Raw genomic sequence first — 19,121 nt, 5'->3', positions numbered from 1 at the left:
CAGGCGCTACGCTGCAAACAGGCCCCAGAACATGCCGATGACCACGACCGCCATCGCCGCGGTGCAACTCCAGCCCAGAACTTTAAGCCCGGGCGCAATGACAAAGGAGCCCATGATCTTCGGGTGCGATGCCATCAACATCATGATGAACATGATCGGCACTGCAATCACACCATTGACGACAGCGCTCCACAGCAACGCCTTGATCGGGTCAATCGGTGCAAAGCAGATCAACACACCCAATAAGGTCGACGCCGCGATGATGCTGTAAAACGCTTTGTTGGCCAGGGGTTTGGCCGACAGGCTGTTGCGCCAGTGAAATGTTCCGGCAACGGCGTACGCCGCAGAACCTGCGAGGACGGGAACCGCCAGTAGTCCTGTGCCAATGATGCCGGCGCTGAACAACCAGAAGGCGAACTCGCCGGCAATCGGTCGCAAGGCACTCGCGGCCTGCTCGGACGTCTGGATGTCCGTGAGGCCATGCAGGTTCAGGGTGACAGCGGTGGTCAGCATGATGAAAAACGCGACGATATTCGAGATCCCCATGCCGATCAGGGTGTCGGTATTGATGCGGGTGAAGTTGGCTTTTGCCTGGTTTGGCGCATCGATCAGTGACTGCGCCTGCGGATCGGCCTCCAGTTCTTCGACTTCCTGGGATGCCTGCCAGAAAAACAGATAAGGGCTGATGGTCGTGCCAAAAATGGCCACCACGATGGTGATGTACGCCGGTTTCCACGACAGCTGAGGCCAGACAGTGTGCTCAACGACCTGGCCCCAGGGAATGTGCACGGCAAACACGATCCCCACATAGGCCAGCAGCACCAGGGTCAGCCACTTGAGTACGCGCACGTAACGCTTATAGGGAATGAACACCTGCAGCAGCAGGGACACGATGCCGAAGCCAACGGCATAGAAGTGCGGCGATCCGCCGATCAACAGCTTCAGTGCCGCCCCCATGGCGGCGATGTCCGCTGCAATATTGATGGTATTGGCAAACATCAACAGCGTGACGATCCCGAACAACAACGGGCGAGGGTAATGCCTTCGAATATTGGTCGCCAGCCCATGCCCGCTGACGCGACCGATCCTGGCACTGATGATCTGAATGCCGACCATCAACGGAAACGTCAAAAACAGGGTCCAGAGGGTATTCAAGCCGAATTGTGCGCCGGCTTGCGAGTAGGTGGCGATCCCGCTGGGATCATCATCCGCCGCACCCGTGATAAGCCCGGGCCCGAGTTTTTTTACCCATGAACCGTGGCTGACAACCGCAGGCTTCTCGATGGGCGTTTTATTGTTCATTTTTTTCTCAGGGAGAAGGACTGCCACACCTGTTTTGAATGATGTTTTTTTCAACAGGATTCAGAAACGCCTGAAGAGGCGTTGCCACGGGTTTGACTATAGACGCATACCCGGACGTGCACCGGCCCGGGCAGGTTAAGCGGGAAATTTCCTACAGTTTGCAGTGACGAATCCTACATGTTCGCCAGTGGCCGTCAGCGATGATTTTCAGCGGAACAAAGTGCTCGTCATTTTCTACGCCCTGAAAGATCCGCTGTCAGCATCGACCGTTACAAGTCAAACAATCGACGGTGTGTTTTCAATGTATTTCAGGTGCGAACTCAGAAGGGCGAGTAGTTGTTTCAAAAATAACTATCCCATCGAGATTCAGTCATGAAAAAGATTGTCGTTGTTACTGCCGCTACCGTTGTAATGGGTCTGGCTTCCCTGGCGAACGCCGCCACTCCGCCTACTGGCAACCCGGGCACTATTCGCTTCACCGGTGAGATCGTTTCCGGCGCGTGCGGTATCGATGCCAACTCCCTGGACCAGACCGTTCCATTGGGTCAGGTACCTGCCAACACCTTCAAGGCAATCGGCGATCGTTCGAGCCCTGAGAAGTTCGACATCGTCCTCACCGAGTGCGACACCTCGACCCAGAAAAACGCCCGTTTCACCTTCACCGGTGTGCAGGATCCAACCGTTCCAGAGCTGTTCGCTACTACCGGTCTGGCGCAGAACGTCGGGATCCGCCTGCAGGCCAGTGCTGGCGAAATGCTCGACAACGGTAAAGAACAAGTGGCTCCGGTAGTTCTGCAGAACGGCAACAACACCGTTTCGTTTGCTGCCATGTACGAAGCGACGGCGGCCACCGTCACTACCGGTGAAGCTGACAGCGTTGCCAACTTCACAGTGGCTTACAACTGATAAGCCTTTATCAGTTGTAAGAGAAAGGGGTGCAAACCCCTTTTTTTATTGCGTTTGAATCATTCGATAGGGTTTCTCCCTTGTATCGTCGCACTTTCATTCTGTCCTCTCTTTGGTTGGCAATCAGCCAGGCACAGGCTGTCGAGTTCAATTCGGACTTTCTGAATATTGATAACGACAAGAATGTCAGCCTCGGGCAATTTGTGCATGCCGACTACACCGTGCCCGGCACTTACTTGCTCGACATTGCTGTCAACCAACGGTACTTCGGCACGCGCTCGATTGAATTCAAACCCGGCGCTGACCCACAGCAGAGTTATGCCTGTCTGACGCTGGATCTGGTGCAAACCTTCGGCCTCAAGCCGCCACTGCTGGAAAGCCTGCCGCGTACGGCGAACGGGCAGTGCGTGGATCTGGCCAGCGTGCCCGGCGTGAGCATCAAATACCTGAAGAACCTGGCACGCCTGGCAATCAGTATTCCCCAGGCGTCGTTCGAGTACGACGATCCCAACTACATTCCGCCGGCAGCCTGGAGCAATGGCTTGAATGGCGCGCTGCTCGATTACCGGGTGATCGCCAACTCGCGTCAGTCATCGGCGTCTGGCAATTCCACTCGTTCGAATTCGGTGCAGAGCTACGGCACGGCCGGTCTGAACTTCGATACCTGGCGCGTGCGTGCGGACTATCAGGCTCAAGTACGCAACGACAGCCAGGGTGATGACATCGGCGACAAGCCGTTTCAGCTGAACCGCTTGTACGCCTATCGCGCGCTGCCCTCGATCCGCTCGAAACTGTCGGTGGGCGAGGATTACCTGAACTCGGACGTGTTCGATACCTTCGCCCTGCGTGGCGCTACCCTGAGCAGTGACGACCGTATGTTGCCGCCCAATCTGCGCGGCTATGCGCCGTTGATCAGTGGTCTGGCACGCACCAATGCCACCGTCACGGTTTCCCAGCAGGGGCGCGTGCTGTATTCCACCACCGTGACTCCGGGCGCGTTCAGCATTCAGGACTTGAACAGCAGCGCCCAGGGCACGCTGGACGTCACTGTGCGCGAAGAGGACGGTACCGAGCAGAAATTTACCGTATCCACCGCAGCGGTGCCGTTCCTCGCCCGTGAAGGCGAGTTGCGCTACAAGCTGTCCGGCGGCCAGCCACGGCTGGACGGCGCGCGCGGGATCGAACCGGGTTTTGTCGCCTCGGAACTGGCGTACGGCTTGCCCCATGACTGGACCGCGTATGGCGGCGTCCTCGCTTCCTCGGGTTATCTGGCTCATGCCGTCGGGCTGGGCAAGGATCTGGGCGCGTTCGGCGCCTTGTCGGCCGACGTCACCACCTCCCGCGCCAAGTTGCGCTGGAACGGTGAACAAGTCACCGGTAACTCGTACCGCATCAACTATTCCAAGCACTTCGATGGCATTGGCACCGATCTGCGCTTCCTCGGTTATCGCTTTTCCGACAAGACCTTCACCAACTTTTCGCAGTTTATCGGTGACCCCGACTCCTACTCGATGAACGCCGGCAAGCAGCGCTATTCGGTGATCCTCGCCAAGAGTTTCCCGTGGCTGTCCACCAGCCTGTCCTTCGACCATTCCACCTATTGGGATGCGCCGGATGCCGATCGGGTCGGCGTGTCGCTGGCGCGCAGTTTTTCCCTGGGCAACGTCAAGAACATCAACGTCAACCTGTCGGCGTACCAGACGCGCAATGCCTTGCAGAACGACTCGCAGATCTACCTCGGAGTGACCATCCCGCTGGGCGGCAATTCGACGATGTCGAGCAACATCCAGCACAGCGGTTCCGGCGGCTATGCCGGCAATGTCGGTTACAGCCACGACACTGGCGAGGGCGTGAATTATCAGGTTTACGGCGGCGTCGGCGACAACCGCTACGTCAATGCCTACGTCGGCAAACGCACCTCGACGTATCGCGCCAATGCCTCGGTCACCACCGATGGCAGTACCTACAGCTCGGCCACCGGTGAAATTGATAGCTCGCTGGTGGTGACCCGCTATGGCGTGGCGGCCCACGGCAACGGCTCGAACGGCGATACCCGATTGCTGGTGTCCACCGACGGCGTGCCGGACGTGGCGTTTGCCGGTCGTGCCCGAACCAACCAGGACGGTTACGCCGTCATGGATGGCCTGCCGTCGTTTCAGGCCTACGAGGCCCGGGTCAACATGGAAAAGCTGCCGCTCAACACTGAAGTCAGCAACCCGATTCAACGGCTGGCGCTGACCGAAGGCGCGATCGGCTACGTGAATTTCCCCGCGGGGCAGGGGCACAACGCGTTCGTCACGCTGCTGTTGGCAGATGGCAGTGCAGTGCCGTTCGGGGCCTCGATTCAGGACAGCAATACCAACAAGGAAGTGGGCATCGTCGGCGAGGACGGAGTGACGTACCTCTTGGGCGTGAAAACCGACGCTCGCCTTGTGGCGCGTTGGGACGACAGCAAAAGCTGCGCCCTGGCCGAACTGCCCGTCGAAGACATCGTGACCAATGTCTCGCATCCCTTGCGCTGCCTGTAGGGCGGCGCCCTGACTTTTCTGGAGATTTCCTATGAATTGCAAACCCAACTTGCAGCGCTGCAAATCGCTGCTCCTGACGCTGTCCATGAGTCTGCCGCTACTGGCCAACGCCGCGGTGGTGCCGGATCGGACCCGGGTGATTTTCGAAGAAGGCGCGCCGTCGGTGAGTGTCACCGTCGGCAATCGCAGCCCGGAACTGCCCTTCGTCATTCAGTCATGGATCGAGGATGAAAGCGGCAAGAAAATCAGCTCGCCATTCATGGTGCTGCCGCCGCTGCAACGGATCGAGGCCAAGGAAAGCACGATTCTGCGCATCGTCAAACTGCCCGATACCGTGTTGCCCACGGATCGCGAATCGGTGTTCTACCTGAACATCCGCGAGATTCCGCCCAAGACTCAGGCGGTCAACGCGATGCAGATTGCGCTGCAATCGAAAATCAAACTGTTCTACCGTCCCAGCGGGGTGAAGAGAGAGCGGGGCGCCGATCTGGCGTTGGGGCTGAACATCAGGATCGACCCGGCTGCCAAGGCGTTGCTGGTGGATAATCCGACGCCGTTTCACATCACCATCGTCGGATTGCAGGCAGGCCCCGAGAAGACCGCGATGCCGATCGACACGGTGATGCTCAAACCGATGAGCAATACCCGTTTTGCGTTGAGCCAAACCGGGTTCAACACCTTGCGGGTGCTGAACATGAACGACTTCGGTGGTCAGACTGATTCGCTGTTCCAGTGCGCCGCCAACGTGTGCAAGGGCGTGCAGAAATGACGGGCTGGTTGCGCCGGCATCGACGCAAGGCGCTGCAAGTGTGCGTCGCGTCGTTGCTGTTGGGGTTTTCCCAGGCGTCGATGGCGCTGTTCTGCAAGTCGATGACCAATGGCGACTATCTGAGCGAATACATCGGCCCAGTATCGGTGCCGGACAGTGTGCCCGACGGTACGATCATCTGGCGTTCAAGAACCCAGGTGGTGCCGGCCCAGTGCTGGAAGCCGTACGATATACACTTTGCCGAAAATGATCCGATCTATTTCTACGGCAACCCGGCACGCCTGGACGCCACGCCATGGGGCATCGAGTTCGGTCTGGTGTACCGAGGCGTCACGGCGTGGGATGGCGACTGGAGTTCCAACCCGGCGATGGGCGTCAACACCGGGTTCGTTTCTCCGGGATGTCCGACGGCGGGCACCGCCGATGAGGTTAAAGCCTGTTCGATGGTCTACCCCAACATTGCGTTTCAGGTGGTGATCCGCAAACGCGGACTGCTACCGTTGCAGCGTCCGACGCAGGATACCTACGACGTGTTCCAGTTCGACGGTCTATACGGTCTGAACGGCGGGCCGTCCAACCCGTTCGGCAACTTCCGTTATCAGCTCAGCGGTTTGCAGAACATCGTCGGCACTGCCTGCACGGTTGATGTCACAGTGACGCCGGAGCCGGGCATCGTCGACTTCGGCGTGGTGCAGAAAACCAGCACCGGTTTCTCGCCGCCCAACCCGACCAAGCCGTTCAGCCTGGCGCTGGACAAGCATTGCAGCACGCCGGTCAATATCGGTGCGACGTTCGTGACGGCCAACCAGCAGGGCGAATACAACATTCTGCCGGCGGCGGACAGCCAGTTCGCGATCCAGATCCGCGATGCGAAAAACAACTTGCTGCCGATCAACGAACCGTTCGACCTGGCCAGTTTTGCCGCGGACGTGAGCCATATCGACGTGCCATTGAGCGCGTCCATGGTGTCGCTGGGTGACCCGCAGGTCGGGCCGTTCAATGCCATCGTGGTGGTGCAGGTCGTGTATCACTGATCGCGACGGCTTGGGCACAGAGGACGCCGGAACAAGTCTTGGGAAATTTCCTACATGACGCAGGGATAAATCCTTCCTCGAAAGGCCCGCCTAACCGCCATCATTGTGCCTTCAGGTTTGCAAAATAATGGAGGTGACGATGACCACCCCACGTGTTCTGGTGATGGAAAAACATGGGTTCGAGCGCAATATTCTGGGCAGGATGTTGCGCCAACTCGGCATACATGACGTGCTGCAAGCCGAAGATGCCGAGCAGGCGATGATCGCCATGCAACGCAGCGGCGGCGTCGATATCGTTCTGTGTGACCTCGGGGGCAAGGGGCTCGACTGCCTGGAGCTGTTGCGTTATGCCAGTCCGATCGGACTGGTCAAAGCCGTGGCCCTGTTCAGCGAACACCAGCCGGAATTGCGTCGTGCGGTGGGGCAGATGGCGAGTCTGTCGGGCCTGCAATTGCTCGGTGTTCTCGATGTGCCGTTGCAATTGGGTGCGCTGAGCCGGCTGCTCAAGCGTTACCGTTGTCCGCCGCCACCTCTATTGCAGGCGTTGGCCGTCACCGAGTTGCCCAGCGAGGAAGAGGTGCGCCGGGGCCTGGCCATGGGCGAGTTCCGTGGCTGGTTCCAGCCCAAGCGTGTGATGAGGGACGGCCGGCTGGCCGGTGCCGAGGCATTGGTGCGCTGGGAACATCCTGAAAAAGGACTGTTGTTACCCAAGGACTTTCTCGCTGCGGTGCTCGCCTACGACTTGATTGACGAGATGTTCAAGCAGTTGTTCGAGCAGGGGCTGAACATTCTCGGTATTTTGCGCCGACAGGGAATTGCCCTGGAACTGGCGTTCAACCTGCACGCTTCGCAATTGTCCAGCCCGAGTCTGATCGAGCACATTCAGCGCACCTTGCAGCGTCATGGCATTTGCGGGTCGGCCCTGATGTTCGAGCTGGCGGAGAACGGTCTGCTGGATCTGCATGCCCAGGTTCAGGAAAACCTGCTGCACATGCGCATGCTGGGGTGTGGTCTGTCGATCGATGATTTCGGCTCGGGTTTCTCGTCACTGAAGCTGTTGTGCCAACTGCCATTCAACCAGATCAAGCTCGATGGCCAGTTCGTGCATAACTTGAGTGAACCGCGAAATCGCGCCATGGTGGCCAGCACACTGGCACTGGCCCGGTCGCTGGACATGACCCTGGTGATCGAAGGTGTCAGCAGCCGGCAAATTCGTGATGCACTGGTCGCCATGGGCTGCCAGATTGGCCAGGGTTTTTACCTGGCCAGGCCGATGTCCGGGCACGACCTGCTGCAATGGTTGCACCAGGCAGCATTCGAGGCGCAGAACGTGCCCTCAGATTAGGCGGACGCTTTCCAGAAATTTCCTACAATTCAGTCGGGTTCGTGTACTTTTGTTGAGCTATCGACTGGCCGACGGGTTCATCGTTGCACCATGGACGTCTTGTCACCGGAGTCATCCGGCGTGTCTTACAGGGGTTTACATGTATAAAGCTTTGATTGTGGATGACCATCCGTTCATTCGCTCTTCGGTCAAGATGCTGTTGCAGCACGAGCAGTTCGAAGTGGTCGCCGAGGCTGACAACGGTGCCGACGCCGTGCAACTGGCCCGCGAACACTTGCCGGATCTGATCATTCTCGACATCGCCATCCCAAGGCTCGATGGGCTTGAAGTGCTCAGCCGTATCGCCGCATTGCGCCTGCCCAGCAAGATTCTGGTGCTGACCTCGCAGTCAGCGCTGTTCTATTCGATGCGCTGCATGAAGGCCGGCGCCGCCGGTTTCATTTCCAAGACCAATGAGCTGGATGAGTTGGTCAAGGCGATCAAGACTGTGATGGACGGTTACACCTTCTTCCCCAATCTGGCCAACAGCTCGGTGCGCCGCAGCGATGTCGAAGCGACCGATCTGGAGTTGATCCAAAGTCTGTCGGACCGCGAGCTGGTGATTCTGCAGCAACTCTCCATGGGGCTGACCAACAAGGAAATCGGTGACGCGATGCTGATCAGCAACAAGACCGTGAGCACTTACAAAACCCGCCTGATCGAAAAGCTCAACGTCAAGTCGGTGGTGTACCTGGCTGACTTCGCCAAGCGTAACAACCTCATCTGAATGAACAGACTTCTTCAACGATGCCTGGCAGGCGCAGTCTTGCTCTGCTCACTGGCCAGCGGCTTGGCGTGGGCGGCTCCGCCACAGAGCCTGCACCTGCTCGGGCGCTCCAGCGTGGGCGATTACAGCGTCGGCCTGGATGAGGCCGACTGGAGCTGGCTGCGCAGCAAAGGCACGTTGGTGCTCGGGTCTGCGGCACCGGATTACTTGCCGTTCAGTATCACCACCAATGGTCGGGATTATGAAGGCGTAACGGCCGACTACGCCCATTTGCTCGGCGAGCTGTTGCACGTCAAAGTCAGAGTGCAGCGCTATTCATCGCGGGCCGAGGTGTTGTCGGCGCTCAAGGCCGGTGACATCGACCTGCTGGGCAATGCCAACGAGTTTGAAGCCGCCGACCCCGAACTGGTGCTGTCCGAGGCCTACGCCGAAGATCAGCCGACGCTGGTCAGCCGGGTGGGCGACAGCCAGAACCTTGATCCGGAGCTGGCCGACAAGCGTGTCGCCATGCTCTATCACTACTTGCCGCCAGAGACCGTCGAAGCCTTTTATCCAAAAGCGAAGCTGCAGCTGTATCCGTCAACGCTCAGTGCTCTTGGTGCGGTGGCATTCGGGCAGGCTGATGTGTACCTCGGCGATGCGATCAGTGCCAATTACCTGATCAACAAGAACTACCTGAACAACGTGCAACTGGCCGACTTTTCGCGGATGGAAGTGAGCAACTTCTCGTTCGCCCTGAGCCGCAACAATCCGCGTCTGCTGCGCATCATCAACGCCGCGCTGCTGGAGATTCCGGTCACCGAACGCATGACCATCCTGCGCCGCTGGAGCGCCGGCGGCGCAAGCATGCCGGGCCAGCATCAGTTGCATTTCAGCGTCAGCGAACAGCGCTGGCTGGACAAGCATCCACGGCTGCGCGTGGTCGTCGACGACAGTTTTCTGCCGTTGTCCTTTTATACCGAGGAAGGCGAGTTTCGCGGGATCAGCGCCGACGTGCTGTCCAAGGTTTCGCTGCGCACCGGGTTGAAGTTCGATGTGCAGCGGGTGAACTCGGTTGGCGAAATGATCGAATCGATCGTCAGCAACAAGGCTGACCTGCTGATCACTCTGACGCCCAGCGCCGAGCGCGAAAATGTCCTGCGCTTCACCCGGCCTTACCTCGCCACGCCCTTTGTCCTGGTCAGCCGCACAACCGCCGGCAGCCCGAGCACGCTGGACGACATGGCCGGCAAACGCCTGGCGGTGATCACCGGCAATGCCACGCGCGACATGCTCACCGAGCAATACCCGAACATCCACCTGGTCGACGCCGATAACGCTCAGGACGCCATGGCCATGGTGGTCAACGGCGAGGCCGACGCGGCCGTCAATTCGCTGATTACCGCGCGTTACATGATTTCCCGTCAGTACCGTGATCGCCTGCGCATTACCAGCACCGTGGGGGTGATGAATGCCCGGATCGCATTTGCCACCGCCCGTGGCTCGCTGGAGCTGTATTCGATTCTGGACAAGGCTTTGCTGAGTATCGCCCCGGAAGAAATGGACGAATTGACCAACCGCTGGCGCAGTGAAGTGGTGGTGGGCGACAGCTATTGGCTGCGTAATCGCACGGCGATCATTCAGGGCTTTGTCGCGGCTGCCGCATTGTTGTTGATTGCGCTGGGCTGGATCGCCTACCTGCGGATGCTGATGCGCAAGCGCAAGCAGGCCGAGCAGGCGTTGAACGATCAGGTCGAGTTCATGCGGGTACTGATCGACGGCACGCCGCATCCGATTTATGTGCGCGATCGTGACGGGCGCTTGTTGATCTGCAACACCGGTTATCTGCAGGTGTTCGGTGTCGAGCGCGAGCAGGTGATCGGCAAGACGGTACTTGAAGGCGTGCTGGGCAATCCGGATGAAGCGGCGACCTATCACCGCGATTACCAGCAGGTCATGCAGGATGGCTTGCCACAGATCCAGGATCGCAGCCTGAGCGTGGTCGACGGTCGGGTGCTGACCATTTACCACTGGATGCTGCCGTATCGCAGCAGCAATGGCGACGTCAGCGGGATGATTGCCGGCTGGATCGACGTCAGCGAGCGCCAGCGTTTGCTTGCCGAGTTGCGCGAAGCCAAGGAGGGGGCCGATGACGCCAACCGCGCCAAGACTACGTTCCTCGCGACCATGAGCCATGAAATCCGTACACCAATGAATGCGGTGATCGGCATGCTGGAACTGGCGCTGAAAAAAGCCGATCAAGGGGTGATGGATCGCTTTGCCATCGAAGTCGCCTCCGGCGCGGCCCGCGGCTTGCTCGATTTGATCGGCGATATCCTCGACATTGCCCGCATCGAATCCGGGCGCCTGTCGCTGGCGCCGGAGCGCGCCAACTTGCGCGAGTTGCTCGAATCGGTGGTGCGCATTTTCGAAGGGCTGGCGCGGCAGAAGCATCTGCAACTGCAACTGGACCTGGATGCGCGGGCCAATCGTGATGTGCTGGTCGATCCCTTGCGCTTCAAGCAGATCATTTCCAACCTGTTGAGCAACGCCATCAAGTTCACCGCCGAAGGGCAGGTGCGCCTGAGCGTGCGGGTCGAGCCTCAAGCCGATGATCAGCACCTGAGTGTGGTCATCCGGGTCGAAGATACCGGGCACGGGATCAGTGAAGAGGATCAGAAACGCCTGTTCAGTCCGTTCACCCAGGCCGCCAACCACAACCAGTCCGCACGCAGCGGTTCCGGCCTGGGGCTGATGATCAGCCGCACGCTGTGCGAAATGATGGGCGGCCAGTTGACCCTGACCAGTGTGTTGCACAAGGGCACGCAGATCGAAGTCACGCTGGATCTGACCACCCTCGAACCGCTGGCGGAACTGCCGCCGGCAGAAACCGAAAACCGTGGATCCGGGCAAAGCCTGAATATTCTGGTGATCGACGATTACCCGGCCAACCGGCTGTTGCTGTCACAGCAATTGAGTTATCTGGGGCATCGGGTGGTTGACGCCGAAGACGGTGCTCACGGTCTTCGGGCGTGGCGCAACGGCAACTTCGATGTGGTCATCACCGACTGCAACATGCCGATCATGAATGGCTACGACCTGGCCCGGGCCATCCGTGACGATGAAGCCGCGCGAGGGTTAAAGCCAAAATTGATTCTCGGTTTCACGGCTAATGCACAGCCGGAGGAAAAGGATCGCTGCCGCGAGGCGGGGATGGATGATTGCCTGTTCAAACCCATCAGCCTGAAGAACCTCACTGCGCGGCTGAGCCAGGTGATGGGCGCCGAAACAACAGTCGAGGTCGGTGCCGAGCCGATGCCCGAATCCACCGAGGTGATGGATCTTGCCAGCCTGGAGCAACTGACCCGTGGCGACGTGGCGTCGATCAAGAGTCTGTTGGGCGACCTGGCCAGCAGCAACAGCGAAGACATGGCGCGACTGATGCAGTTGTTCAGCAAACATGATTTGCCGGGGCTGGCCGACCTGGCCCATCGGGTCAAGGGCGGGGCACGCATCATCAAGGCCAACGCGCTGATCCACAGTTGCGAGGCGCTGGAAACGGCCTGCAACGGCGCGGACTCCGTGCAGGTGACCGAGGCCGTGGATGCCTTGCATCAACACATGGATCGCCTGGCCGAGCACCTCGAAGACTATCTCGCCTGATCCTAACGCCAAGGGCGGCGGGCCATTGCCTGTCTCCCACGCTCTGTACTCCCCAGCACTTTCCCCCCAAAACACCGGCCTTATGCCTGAGGCCGGTTTGGGGCTGTCCTGCGCGCAAATGTTTTGTTTTTCAAACCGTTGCTTGGGAAACGTCCTACAGAGCGGCTTGCAGCCTTCGGATAGTTTGTCGGCACTGACTGTGCACAGGCAGTTCCACAAGCATCAATCCGCGGGGGGAGGTTGCCCCGGGATTACTTTTTCAGGCTGGAGCAGTAGATGACGAATACACAACGGGTAGGTACGTGGGCAGCGTTGCTGGCACTGGTCGCTGCGCTGAGTGCCTGCGCCAGCGCGCCGGCACCGGACGACCAGATTGTCCTGGCGAAAAACGCTGTCAATCGTGCCGTTTCGGCAGACGCCACGCAGTACGCGCCGCTGCAAATGAAAGCCGCTCAGGACAAGCTGTTCCTGATGGAACGGGCCATGGGCGAACGTAACTTCGTACAGGCGCGGACTCTGGCCGAACAGATTGAGGTCGACGCTAACCTGGCTGAACGCCAGGCGCGTGCGGTGAAGTGGCAGCAACAATTGCAGCAGTCCCGCGCCGGCATCCAGGTGCTCAAACAGGAAATGCTGCAGGCCCCGGATACGGGTTTCACCCCATCGGCCAATGCCGGCGAATAAGGAAAAAAACATGCGACATTCAGTACGTATTCCTGCCGTTTCGCTTTTCGCAGTCTTGATGGCCGGTTGCGCCGCACCACCGCTCAACAGTCATCTGCAACAGGCGCACGCGCAGTTCAGCGCGCTCCAAGCGAAGCCGCAATCGAACACGTTGGCCGCACTGGAAACCAAAGACGCGTTCATCGCCCTGAACAAGGCGGACGCCGCGTCGAACAACGATCGTCGTGATCCGGCCATTGATCAGTTGGCGTATCTGGCCAGTCAGAAAATCGAGTTGGCCGAGCAGACCATCCTCGGTCGCGAAGCCGAAGCGAGCCTGAAGAACATCGCCGCCGAGCGCACTCAGGTGCAGCTGGACGTGCGCACCCAGCAACTCAAGGCGTTGCAGGCGCTGAAGGCGAAGCCCACCGAACGTGGCCAGGTCATCACTTTCGGCGATGTGCTGTTCGATACCGGCAAGGCTGATCTGAAGTACGGCAGCCAGCGCAACTTCCAGCAGTTGGCGGATTTTCTCGCGGCCAACCCGGAGCGCAAGGTGCGCGTCGAAGGCTTCACTGACACCGTCGGCAGCGATGAGCTGAACCTGCGTCTGTCCGAGCGCCGTGCTGCCTCGGTGGCTTCGGCCTTGGCGCAATTGGGCGTCGACAGCCACCGCATCATCACCGCCGGCTACGGCAAGCAGTATCCGATTGCCGATAACAGCAGCAGCCATGGCCGCCAGTTGAACCGTCGGGTTGAAGTGATCGTGTCGAATAGCGCCGCAGTGGTCGGCACTCGCAATTAAGGCTGGATTCAGCCGCTGAAACGCCCGCTTTCCGCCTGTCGGTCAGCGGGTTTTTTGTGCGTGAAGCCAGCGCTCACGCAAGGAAATTTCCTACAACGCGACGGGCGTGTTCCTACAGGGTTTGTCCTGTCGCATCTCGATAATGGACCTCGTTGAAAGGCGAACCGCAACCCGGTGAGCCATTCACCAGTGGATGAAGCCCGAGCGGGTTTCCCAAGCCTCCTCATTATCTGGATAACGTTATGAACAAGTTTGCGCTCAAAAGTCTGGTTGCTGCTGTCGTTCTCGCTGCGGGTTCTCAAGCTGCCATGGCGGCTGACGGCGAAATCAATTTCGTCGGCACCGTGACCGACAACACCTGCCCGGTGGTCGTGACTGACCTCAACGGCTCGGCCGGTGCCGGCGATGTTGGCCTGGGCAATGTACCGAAAACCGCACTGGCCAATGTCGGCGACGTCGCTGGCGGCGGTGCCTTCACCCTGACCATTGACACCAACGCCCCAGGCTGCAGCGTCACCGGTAAAAGCGCCACGGTGAAGTTCCTGTCCCTGAGCGGCAACGCCGGTTCCAGCGGTCAGTGGATCGGCATCACCCCGGACGCCGGCGCCGCGACCAATGTCGCCGTACAGATCAAGGACGCCACTGGCAAAGACGTGCAGTTGGGCCTTGAGTCGGCTCCGTACCTGGACCTGACCCAGCCGCTGCGTTTCACCGCCAACTACATCGCCACCGGTGCTGCGACTTCCGGTCCGGCCAACGCCAAAGCGGCGTTCACCGTCGACTACGAGTAAGCCCTGTTGATGCGCCGCTGCTGTCCTGGATGGCAGCGGCCATCCCCTCGCTCGTGCCAGTGGCCGGGCGGCCAGAGGATGATCGAAATGAAAAAACTGACTTCCCCCTTCAAAACCGCATCGGCCATCGCGCTGCTGCTGGGCAGCACATTGCTGAGCAGCGTCAGTCAGGCCGGTGTGATGCTCGGCGGCACGCGGATCGTGTTCGACGGCAGCAAGCGTGATGCGTCCATCACTGTCAGCAACACCACCTCGCAACCGTACATGGTGCAGACCTGGGTCAACACCGAGGCGGATGACATGACCACGGCGACGCCGTTTGTCTCGACGCCACCGTTGTTTCGCCTTGATCCGCGCAAAGAACAGATGGTGCGGATCCAGAAAGTCGCGGGCAATCTGCCGACGGATCGCGAATCGGTCTTTTACTTCAACGCCCAGGAAATTCCGGTGGCCAGTGAGGGCAATGCCAACACGTTGAAGATCGCCATGCGCACCCGGGTCAAGCTGTTCTATCGCCCGACGGGCCTCAAGGGCACCGCGCTGGATGCCGCGTCGCAGTTGCAATGGAGCCTGACGCAGGAGCAGGGCCAGGCCGTACTGGTGGTCAACAACCCTTCGCCGTACCACGTGTCGTTCATTGGTGTGACAGCCAAGTCGGGTGCACAGAGCGTTGAAGTCGCCGAACCGAAAATGGTCGCACCGATGAGCAGCCAGCGTTATCCGCTGCCGGGCTTCAAGGGCACCAGCGGCGAAGTGGTGTACTCCGCGATCAACGACTACGGCGGCTACACCGATCCCAAAAGCGTTGCGCTGAGCGGCGCCCGCTGACGCTTCATCCCTTTTCCCTGCGATTGAATCGGCGTGCCACACCTGTGGCGCGGCGGCAGAGTAGTGAGTATTGCCATGCGAATCGAAGCCTCATCCAGCTCCCGTTTTTCCGTGCCGTTTGCGCCGCTGCCGTTGTGGGTGGCCGTCGTGGCCGCGTGCCTGAGCAACGTCGCCCACGCCGGTGAACCGGCGAAGTTCGATGCAGGTTTCATGCAGTCGTTTGGCGGTGCCAGTGCCGGTCCGAACCTGGACCTGGACGCCATCGGCAACAGCGGCAGCATCGGCCCGGGCACCTACCCGGTGGTGATTCGCCTGAACCAGAGCTTCTTTGATCGTCGCGACATGACGTTTGCCAAAAACGAGGCCAGCGGCGAAGTGCGCGCGTGCCTGTCGCCTGCATTTCTGCAGGAGCTGGGGGTGAAGATCGAAGCCTTCCAGGTGCCCGGCGAAATCCTCCCCGATTGCATGGATCTGGCGGCGTTGATCGACGGTGCGTCGGTGAGCTTCGATGCCGGTCACCTCGCGCTGGACATCAGCGTGCCGCAGATCGCCTTGCGCCGCGATGCGGCCGGCTATGTCGCACCTTCGGAGTGGGATCGCGGGATCAATGCAGCGATGCTCAATTACCAGTTTTCGGCAGCGCAGACCCACAGCGATGCGCGCGGTAGCGGCAACCAGTACAACCTCTATGCCAACGGTGGCTTCAACCTCGGCGACTGGCGCTTTCGCTCCAGCTCTTCGTTCCGTCAGGACAAGGAGGGTGGCAGTGACTGGCAGCGCAGCAACACCTATGCGCAGCGCGATATCACCTCGCTCAAGGGCACCTTGACCCTCGGCGAAAGTTTTACCCCGGGCGATGTGTTCGACAGCGTGCCGTTTCGTGGCGTGCAACTGGCCTCGGACATGGGCATGTTGCCGGACTCGATGCAGGGCTATGCGCCGATCATTCGCGGCATTGCCGAAACCCAGGCCAAGGTCGAAGTGCGCCAGAATGGCTACTCGCTCTACACCACCTACGTGGCGCCGGGTGCCTTCGAGATCGACGACCTCAACGCCGCCTCGGGCAGCGGTGATCTGGAAGTGATCATCACCGAAGCCGACGGCCGCGAGCGGCGCTTTACCCAGCCGTACGCGACGCTGGCCAACATGTTGCGCGAGAAAACCTGGCGCTACAGCGTCACGGCCGGTGAGTACAGCGCGGCCAACGGCGGCGAGCGCCCGATGTTCGGCCAGGCCACCGCCGCTTACGGCTTGCCGTTCGACCTGACGTTGTACGGTGGACTGCTGGGTGCCGACTTTTATCGCGCCGGCACCGTCGGTGTCGGCAAGAGCCTGGGCAACCTCGGTGCGGTATCGGTGGACGTGACCCAGGCGCAGACCGATGTGCCGACGTCGGTCTCGGCCAAGGGTGAAAGCAAGAAAGGCCAAAGCGTCGGCTTGCGCTATGGCAAAGCGTTCGAGACCGGCACGTCGGTGCGTTTCGCCGGTTATCGCTACTCCACCGAAGGCTATCGGGATTTCGCCGAGGCCGTGGATTTGCAGCAACCCAACGAATACAGCCAGTTCTCCAAACGCAGCAAGGTCGAGGCCAGCATCAACCAGGCGCTGGACAATTACGGCTCGTTCTACCTGAACATGAGCAAACAGAACTACTGGGGCACCTCGCGCGAAGACAAGCAGATGCAACTGGGCTTCAACACCCAGTACAAGGGCGTGACCTATGGCGTTTATGCCAGCAAGACCCTGACCGACTCGTTCGGTGACAACAACCAGTTGGTGTTCACCGTCTCGATGCCGCTGGGTCAGTCGCGCAACACCGGTACGTTCAGCGTGACCCGCAATAACGATGGCAGCCTCGATCAGCGTGCCGGTCTGAGCGGACGCGACGGCAACCTCAACTACAGCGTCAACGCCAACCGCGTGGAGAACACCGGCAACAACGGCTCGGCGATGGTCGGCTATCGCGCACCGTTTGCCCAGTTGGGCGCGGGGGTCAGCGTCGGTCAGGGTTACAAGCAGACGTCGGTCAGCGCCGCCGGTTCGGTGCTGGCGCACAGCGATGGCCTGGAGTTTGGCCAGACCCTCGGTGAAACCGTGGCGCTGGTCGAGGTCAAGGACACGCCGAAGGTCGGCGTGCTCAATGCGCCGGGCACCCTGACCAACGACAAGGGCTACGCGCTGGTGCCGTACGTCACGCCGTACCGCAAAAACCGCGTGGCAGTCGACACCAGCGAGTTGGATACCAGCGTCGACATCGCCGAAGGCGTGACCAACGTGGTGCCGCGTCGCGGCGCGGTGGTCAAGGCGACGTTCGCTGCGAGCCGTTCGGAAAAAATCCTGCTCAACGTGCGTTTGCAGGACGGCAAGTTGCTGCCGTTCGGCACCACGGTGCATGACGAGCAGGGCGCCAGCGTCGGTGTGGTAGGGCAGGCCGGTCAGGTGCTGCTGTCCGCCGGCAGCGGCAAGACCTACACCATGAAGTGGGGCGAGAAAGCCGCACAAACCTGTGAAATTCAACTGGATATCGGCAACACCCCGGCCACCGATGGTTACCGGGTGATGGATGCCGTGTGTCGAGGAGTTCGTCCATGAAACACATGAAAACGTGGAAAAAGCGCCTGCTGCTGAGCGCGTTGGCGGCGGTACCGTTTGTGCTGTCAGAGATGGCGTTGGCCGACTGTAGGTCAACCAGCGCGACCCAGAGCGTGCACCCCATCGGGGATGTGTACATTCCCCAGGATGCGCGTGTGGGATCGACCATCGGTCTGGTCAAGTACACCCGGTTCCCGATCATCAACTGCACGACAACCGTGCCGTTTTCGATCCAGGCCAACATGTTGGGTGCGAAGTTGCCCACGGTCACCGCAGCCATCGGGGCTGTACAAGGTAGCCAGCTCTACGCCACGAACATTCCCGGCGTCGGGGTAGGGATGGTCAACGAGAGTCGCCCCAGCTACCTCTGTCTGACCTCCGGCAGTTGGTACTTTCCGTTGACGTTTGTCGGCTGCAATAGCGGTGGTTTTGCCTCCAATACCAACAACAGTCTGATCCTGATCAAGACAGGGCCCATTCCAGCGGGCAACCACGATTTCGGCAACTTACAGGTGTATACCGTCACGATCGACAACAATGGCACGCCGTTCGACTGGATCGACGGCCGCCTGACCGGCAGTGTGACCGTGGCCGGGTGCAGCATGCCCGAAGGCGTGGGCAGCATCATCGACGTGCCGATGAAAAACTGGGAGCGCCGCGTATTCAACGGGCCCGGCAGTGTGACCGAGACTCAGGGCTTCAACATCACCCTGGAAAGCTGCATTGCCGGAACCTACACCGGTAACCCGACCTGGAACTATTTCAGCGGCAACACCGCCAACATCCGCCTCGACGGCGCCAAAGGTTCGATGATCGTCGATGGCACCCAAGGCGTACTCGGGCTCAACTCCGAAGCCACCGCCAGCGGCGTTGCCGTGCAGGTGTTGAAGAAGGACGGCACGCCGATGCCGCTGGGCGTCGAAGTGCCGGTGATGCCGGTGCAGGATGGCAACACCGTGCTGGAATTTGGCGCACGCTACATCCAGACCGCCGGCAATTCCACAGGCCCACAGCCGGGCAGTGCGACGGCCACGGCAAACTTCACCATTACCTACAAATGAAGGCTCAGAACCTGCGCAGATTCATGTCAGGGTTGTTGGCGTGAAATTATTCGTATAGATTTTCATGGAATTATAAAAACATAATTTCA

General features: G+C 59.9%; 14 protein-coding genes. 13 read left to right on the top strand and 1 reads right to left on the bottom strand.

The features are described from left to right. Positions 1–6: 6 nt before the first annotated feature. Positions 7–1,356, bottom strand: a complete 1,350-nt coding sequence (locus V9L13_RS07030; protein WP_338801998.1) for a divalent metal cation transporter — start codon at positions 1,354–1,356, stop codon at positions 7–9. Between the two features lie 318 nt (positions 1,357–1,674). Between V9L13_RS07030 and V9L13_RS07025 the strand changes: the two genes are divergently transcribed. The 13 genes from V9L13_RS07025 (at position 1,675) to V9L13_RS06965 (ending at position 19,032) form a co-directional block, all read left to right on the top strand. Continuing rightward, on the top strand, positions 1,675–2,208 hold the full coding sequence (locus V9L13_RS07025) for a fimbrial protein (protein ID WP_103483453.1): 534 nt from the start codon (positions 1,675–1,677) through the stop codon (positions 2,206–2,208). Positions 2,209–2,288: 80 nt separating this feature from the next. Further along, positions 2,289–4,736, top strand: coding sequence for a fimbria/pilus outer membrane usher protein (locus V9L13_RS07020; protein ID WP_226499325.1), 2,448 nt, complete (start codon positions 2,289–2,291; stop codon positions 4,734–4,736). Between the two features lie 31 nt (positions 4,737–4,767). Then, positions 4,768–5,505 carry a molecular chaperone gene (locus tag V9L13_RS07015; RefSeq protein WP_103520413.1) on the top strand — a complete coding sequence of 246 codons (738 nt, stop codon included), beginning with the start codon at positions 4,768–4,770 and terminating at the stop codon, positions 5,503–5,505. Further along, positions 5,502–6,539, top strand: a complete 1,038-nt coding sequence (locus V9L13_RS07010; RefSeq protein ID WP_338801997.1) for a fimbrial protein — start codon at positions 5,502–5,504, stop codon at positions 6,537–6,539. The genes V9L13_RS07015 and V9L13_RS07010 overlap by 4 nt, the downstream gene beginning before the upstream one ends. Positions 6,540–6,678: 139 nt before the next feature. After that, on the top strand, positions 6,679–7,884 hold the full coding sequence (locus V9L13_RS07005) for an EAL domain-containing protein (protein ID WP_338801996.1): 1,206 nt from the start codon (positions 6,679–6,681) through the stop codon (positions 7,882–7,884). A gap of 139 nt (positions 7,885–8,023) precedes the next feature. Further along, positions 8,024–8,650 carry a response regulator transcription factor gene (locus V9L13_RS07000; RefSeq protein ID WP_103483451.1) on the top strand — a complete coding sequence of 209 codons (627 nt, stop codon included), beginning with the start codon at positions 8,024–8,026 and terminating at the stop codon, positions 8,648–8,650. Beyond that, positions 8,651–12,292 (top strand): transporter substrate-binding domain-containing protein, encoded by a 3,642-nt coding sequence (locus tag V9L13_RS06995; RefSeq protein WP_338801995.1) that lies wholly within the window; start codon positions 8,651–8,653, stop codon positions 12,290–12,292. A gap of 276 nt (positions 12,293–12,568) precedes the next feature. Next, positions 12,569–12,976: a DUF4398 domain-containing protein gene (locus V9L13_RS06990; RefSeq protein WP_103483449.1), complete on the top strand. Its 408-nt coding sequence runs from the start codon at positions 12,569–12,571 to the stop codon at positions 12,974–12,976. Positions 12,977–12,986: 10 nt separating this feature from the next. Then, a complete protein-coding gene (locus V9L13_RS06985; protein WP_103520685.1) occupies positions 12,987–13,760 on the top strand; it encodes an OmpA family protein in 774 nt (257 codons plus the stop codon). Between the two features lie 242 nt (positions 13,761–14,002). Then, positions 14,003–14,551, top strand: coding sequence for a fimbrial protein (locus V9L13_RS06980; protein ID WP_103483447.1), 549 nt, complete (start codon positions 14,003–14,005; stop codon positions 14,549–14,551). A gap of 87 nt (positions 14,552–14,638) precedes the next feature. Continuing rightward, positions 14,639–15,379 carry a molecular chaperone gene (locus V9L13_RS06975; RefSeq protein WP_103483446.1) on the top strand — a complete coding sequence of 247 codons (741 nt, stop codon included), beginning with the start codon at positions 14,639–14,641 and terminating at the stop codon, positions 15,377–15,379. Between the two features lie 75 nt (positions 15,380–15,454). Continuing rightward, a complete protein-coding gene (locus V9L13_RS06970) occupies positions 15,455–17,971 on the top strand; it encodes a fimbria/pilus outer membrane usher protein (protein ID WP_338801993.1) in 2,517 nt (838 codons plus the stop codon). Next, complete coding sequence (locus tag V9L13_RS06965; RefSeq protein ID WP_201137660.1) at positions 17,968–19,032, top strand: fimbrial protein; 1,065 nt, start codon at positions 17,968–17,970, stop codon at positions 19,030–19,032. The genes V9L13_RS06970 and V9L13_RS06965 overlap by 4 nt, the downstream gene beginning before the upstream one ends. Positions 19,033–19,121 lie beyond the last annotated feature (89 nt).

The organism is Pseudomonas sp. RSB 5.4, assembly GCF_037126175.1.
In the GTDB taxonomy this organism is placed as follows: domain Bacteria; phylum Pseudomonadota; class Gammaproteobacteria; order Pseudomonadales; family Pseudomonadaceae; genus Aquipseudomonas; species Aquipseudomonas fluorescens_H.
The sequence above is the reverse complement of the archived record's forward strand: the minus strand, read 5'-3'. Positions and strand labels throughout refer to the sequence as shown.

Bases quoted from the DNA above. Each gene is read 5' to 3' on its own strand.
- V9L13_RS07025 (WP_103483453.1), top strand. From the start codon at position 1,675: ATGAAAAAGATTGTCGTTGTTACTGCCGCTACCGTTGTAATGGGTCTG.
- V9L13_RS07015 (WP_103520413.1), top strand. From the start codon at position 4,768: ATGAATTGCAAACCCAACTTGCAGCGCTGCAAATCGCTGCTCCTGACG.
- V9L13_RS07010 (WP_338801997.1), top strand. From the start codon at position 5,502: ATGACGGGCTGGTTGCGCCGGCATCGACGCAAGGCGCTGCAAGTGTGC.
- V9L13_RS07005 (WP_338801996.1), top strand. From the start codon at position 6,679: ATGACCACCCCACGTGTTCTGGTGATGGAAAAACATGGGTTCGAGCGC.
- V9L13_RS07000 (WP_103483451.1), top strand. From the start codon at position 8,024: ATGTATAAAGCTTTGATTGTGGATGACCATCCGTTCATTCGCTCTTCG.
- V9L13_RS06995 (WP_338801995.1), top strand. From the start codon at position 8,651: ATGAACAGACTTCTTCAACGATGCCTGGCAGGCGCAGTCTTGCTCTGC.
- V9L13_RS06990 (WP_103483449.1), top strand. From the start codon at position 12,569: ATGACGAATACACAACGGGTAGGTACGTGGGCAGCGTTGCTGGCACTG.
- V9L13_RS06985 (WP_103520685.1), top strand. From the start codon at position 12,987: ATGCGACATTCAGTACGTATTCCTGCCGTTTCGCTTTTCGCAGTCTTG.
- V9L13_RS06980 (WP_103483447.1), top strand. From the start codon at position 14,003: ATGAACAAGTTTGCGCTCAAAAGTCTGGTTGCTGCTGTCGTTCTCGCT.
- V9L13_RS06975 (WP_103483446.1), top strand. From the start codon at position 14,639: ATGAAAAAACTGACTTCCCCCTTCAAAACCGCATCGGCCATCGCGCTG.
- V9L13_RS06970 (WP_338801993.1), top strand. From the start codon at position 15,455: ATGCGAATCGAAGCCTCATCCAGCTCCCGTTTTTCCGTGCCGTTTGCG.
- V9L13_RS06965 (WP_201137660.1), top strand. From the start codon at position 17,968: ATGAAACACATGAAAACGTGGAAAAAGCGCCTGCTGCTGAGCGCGTTG.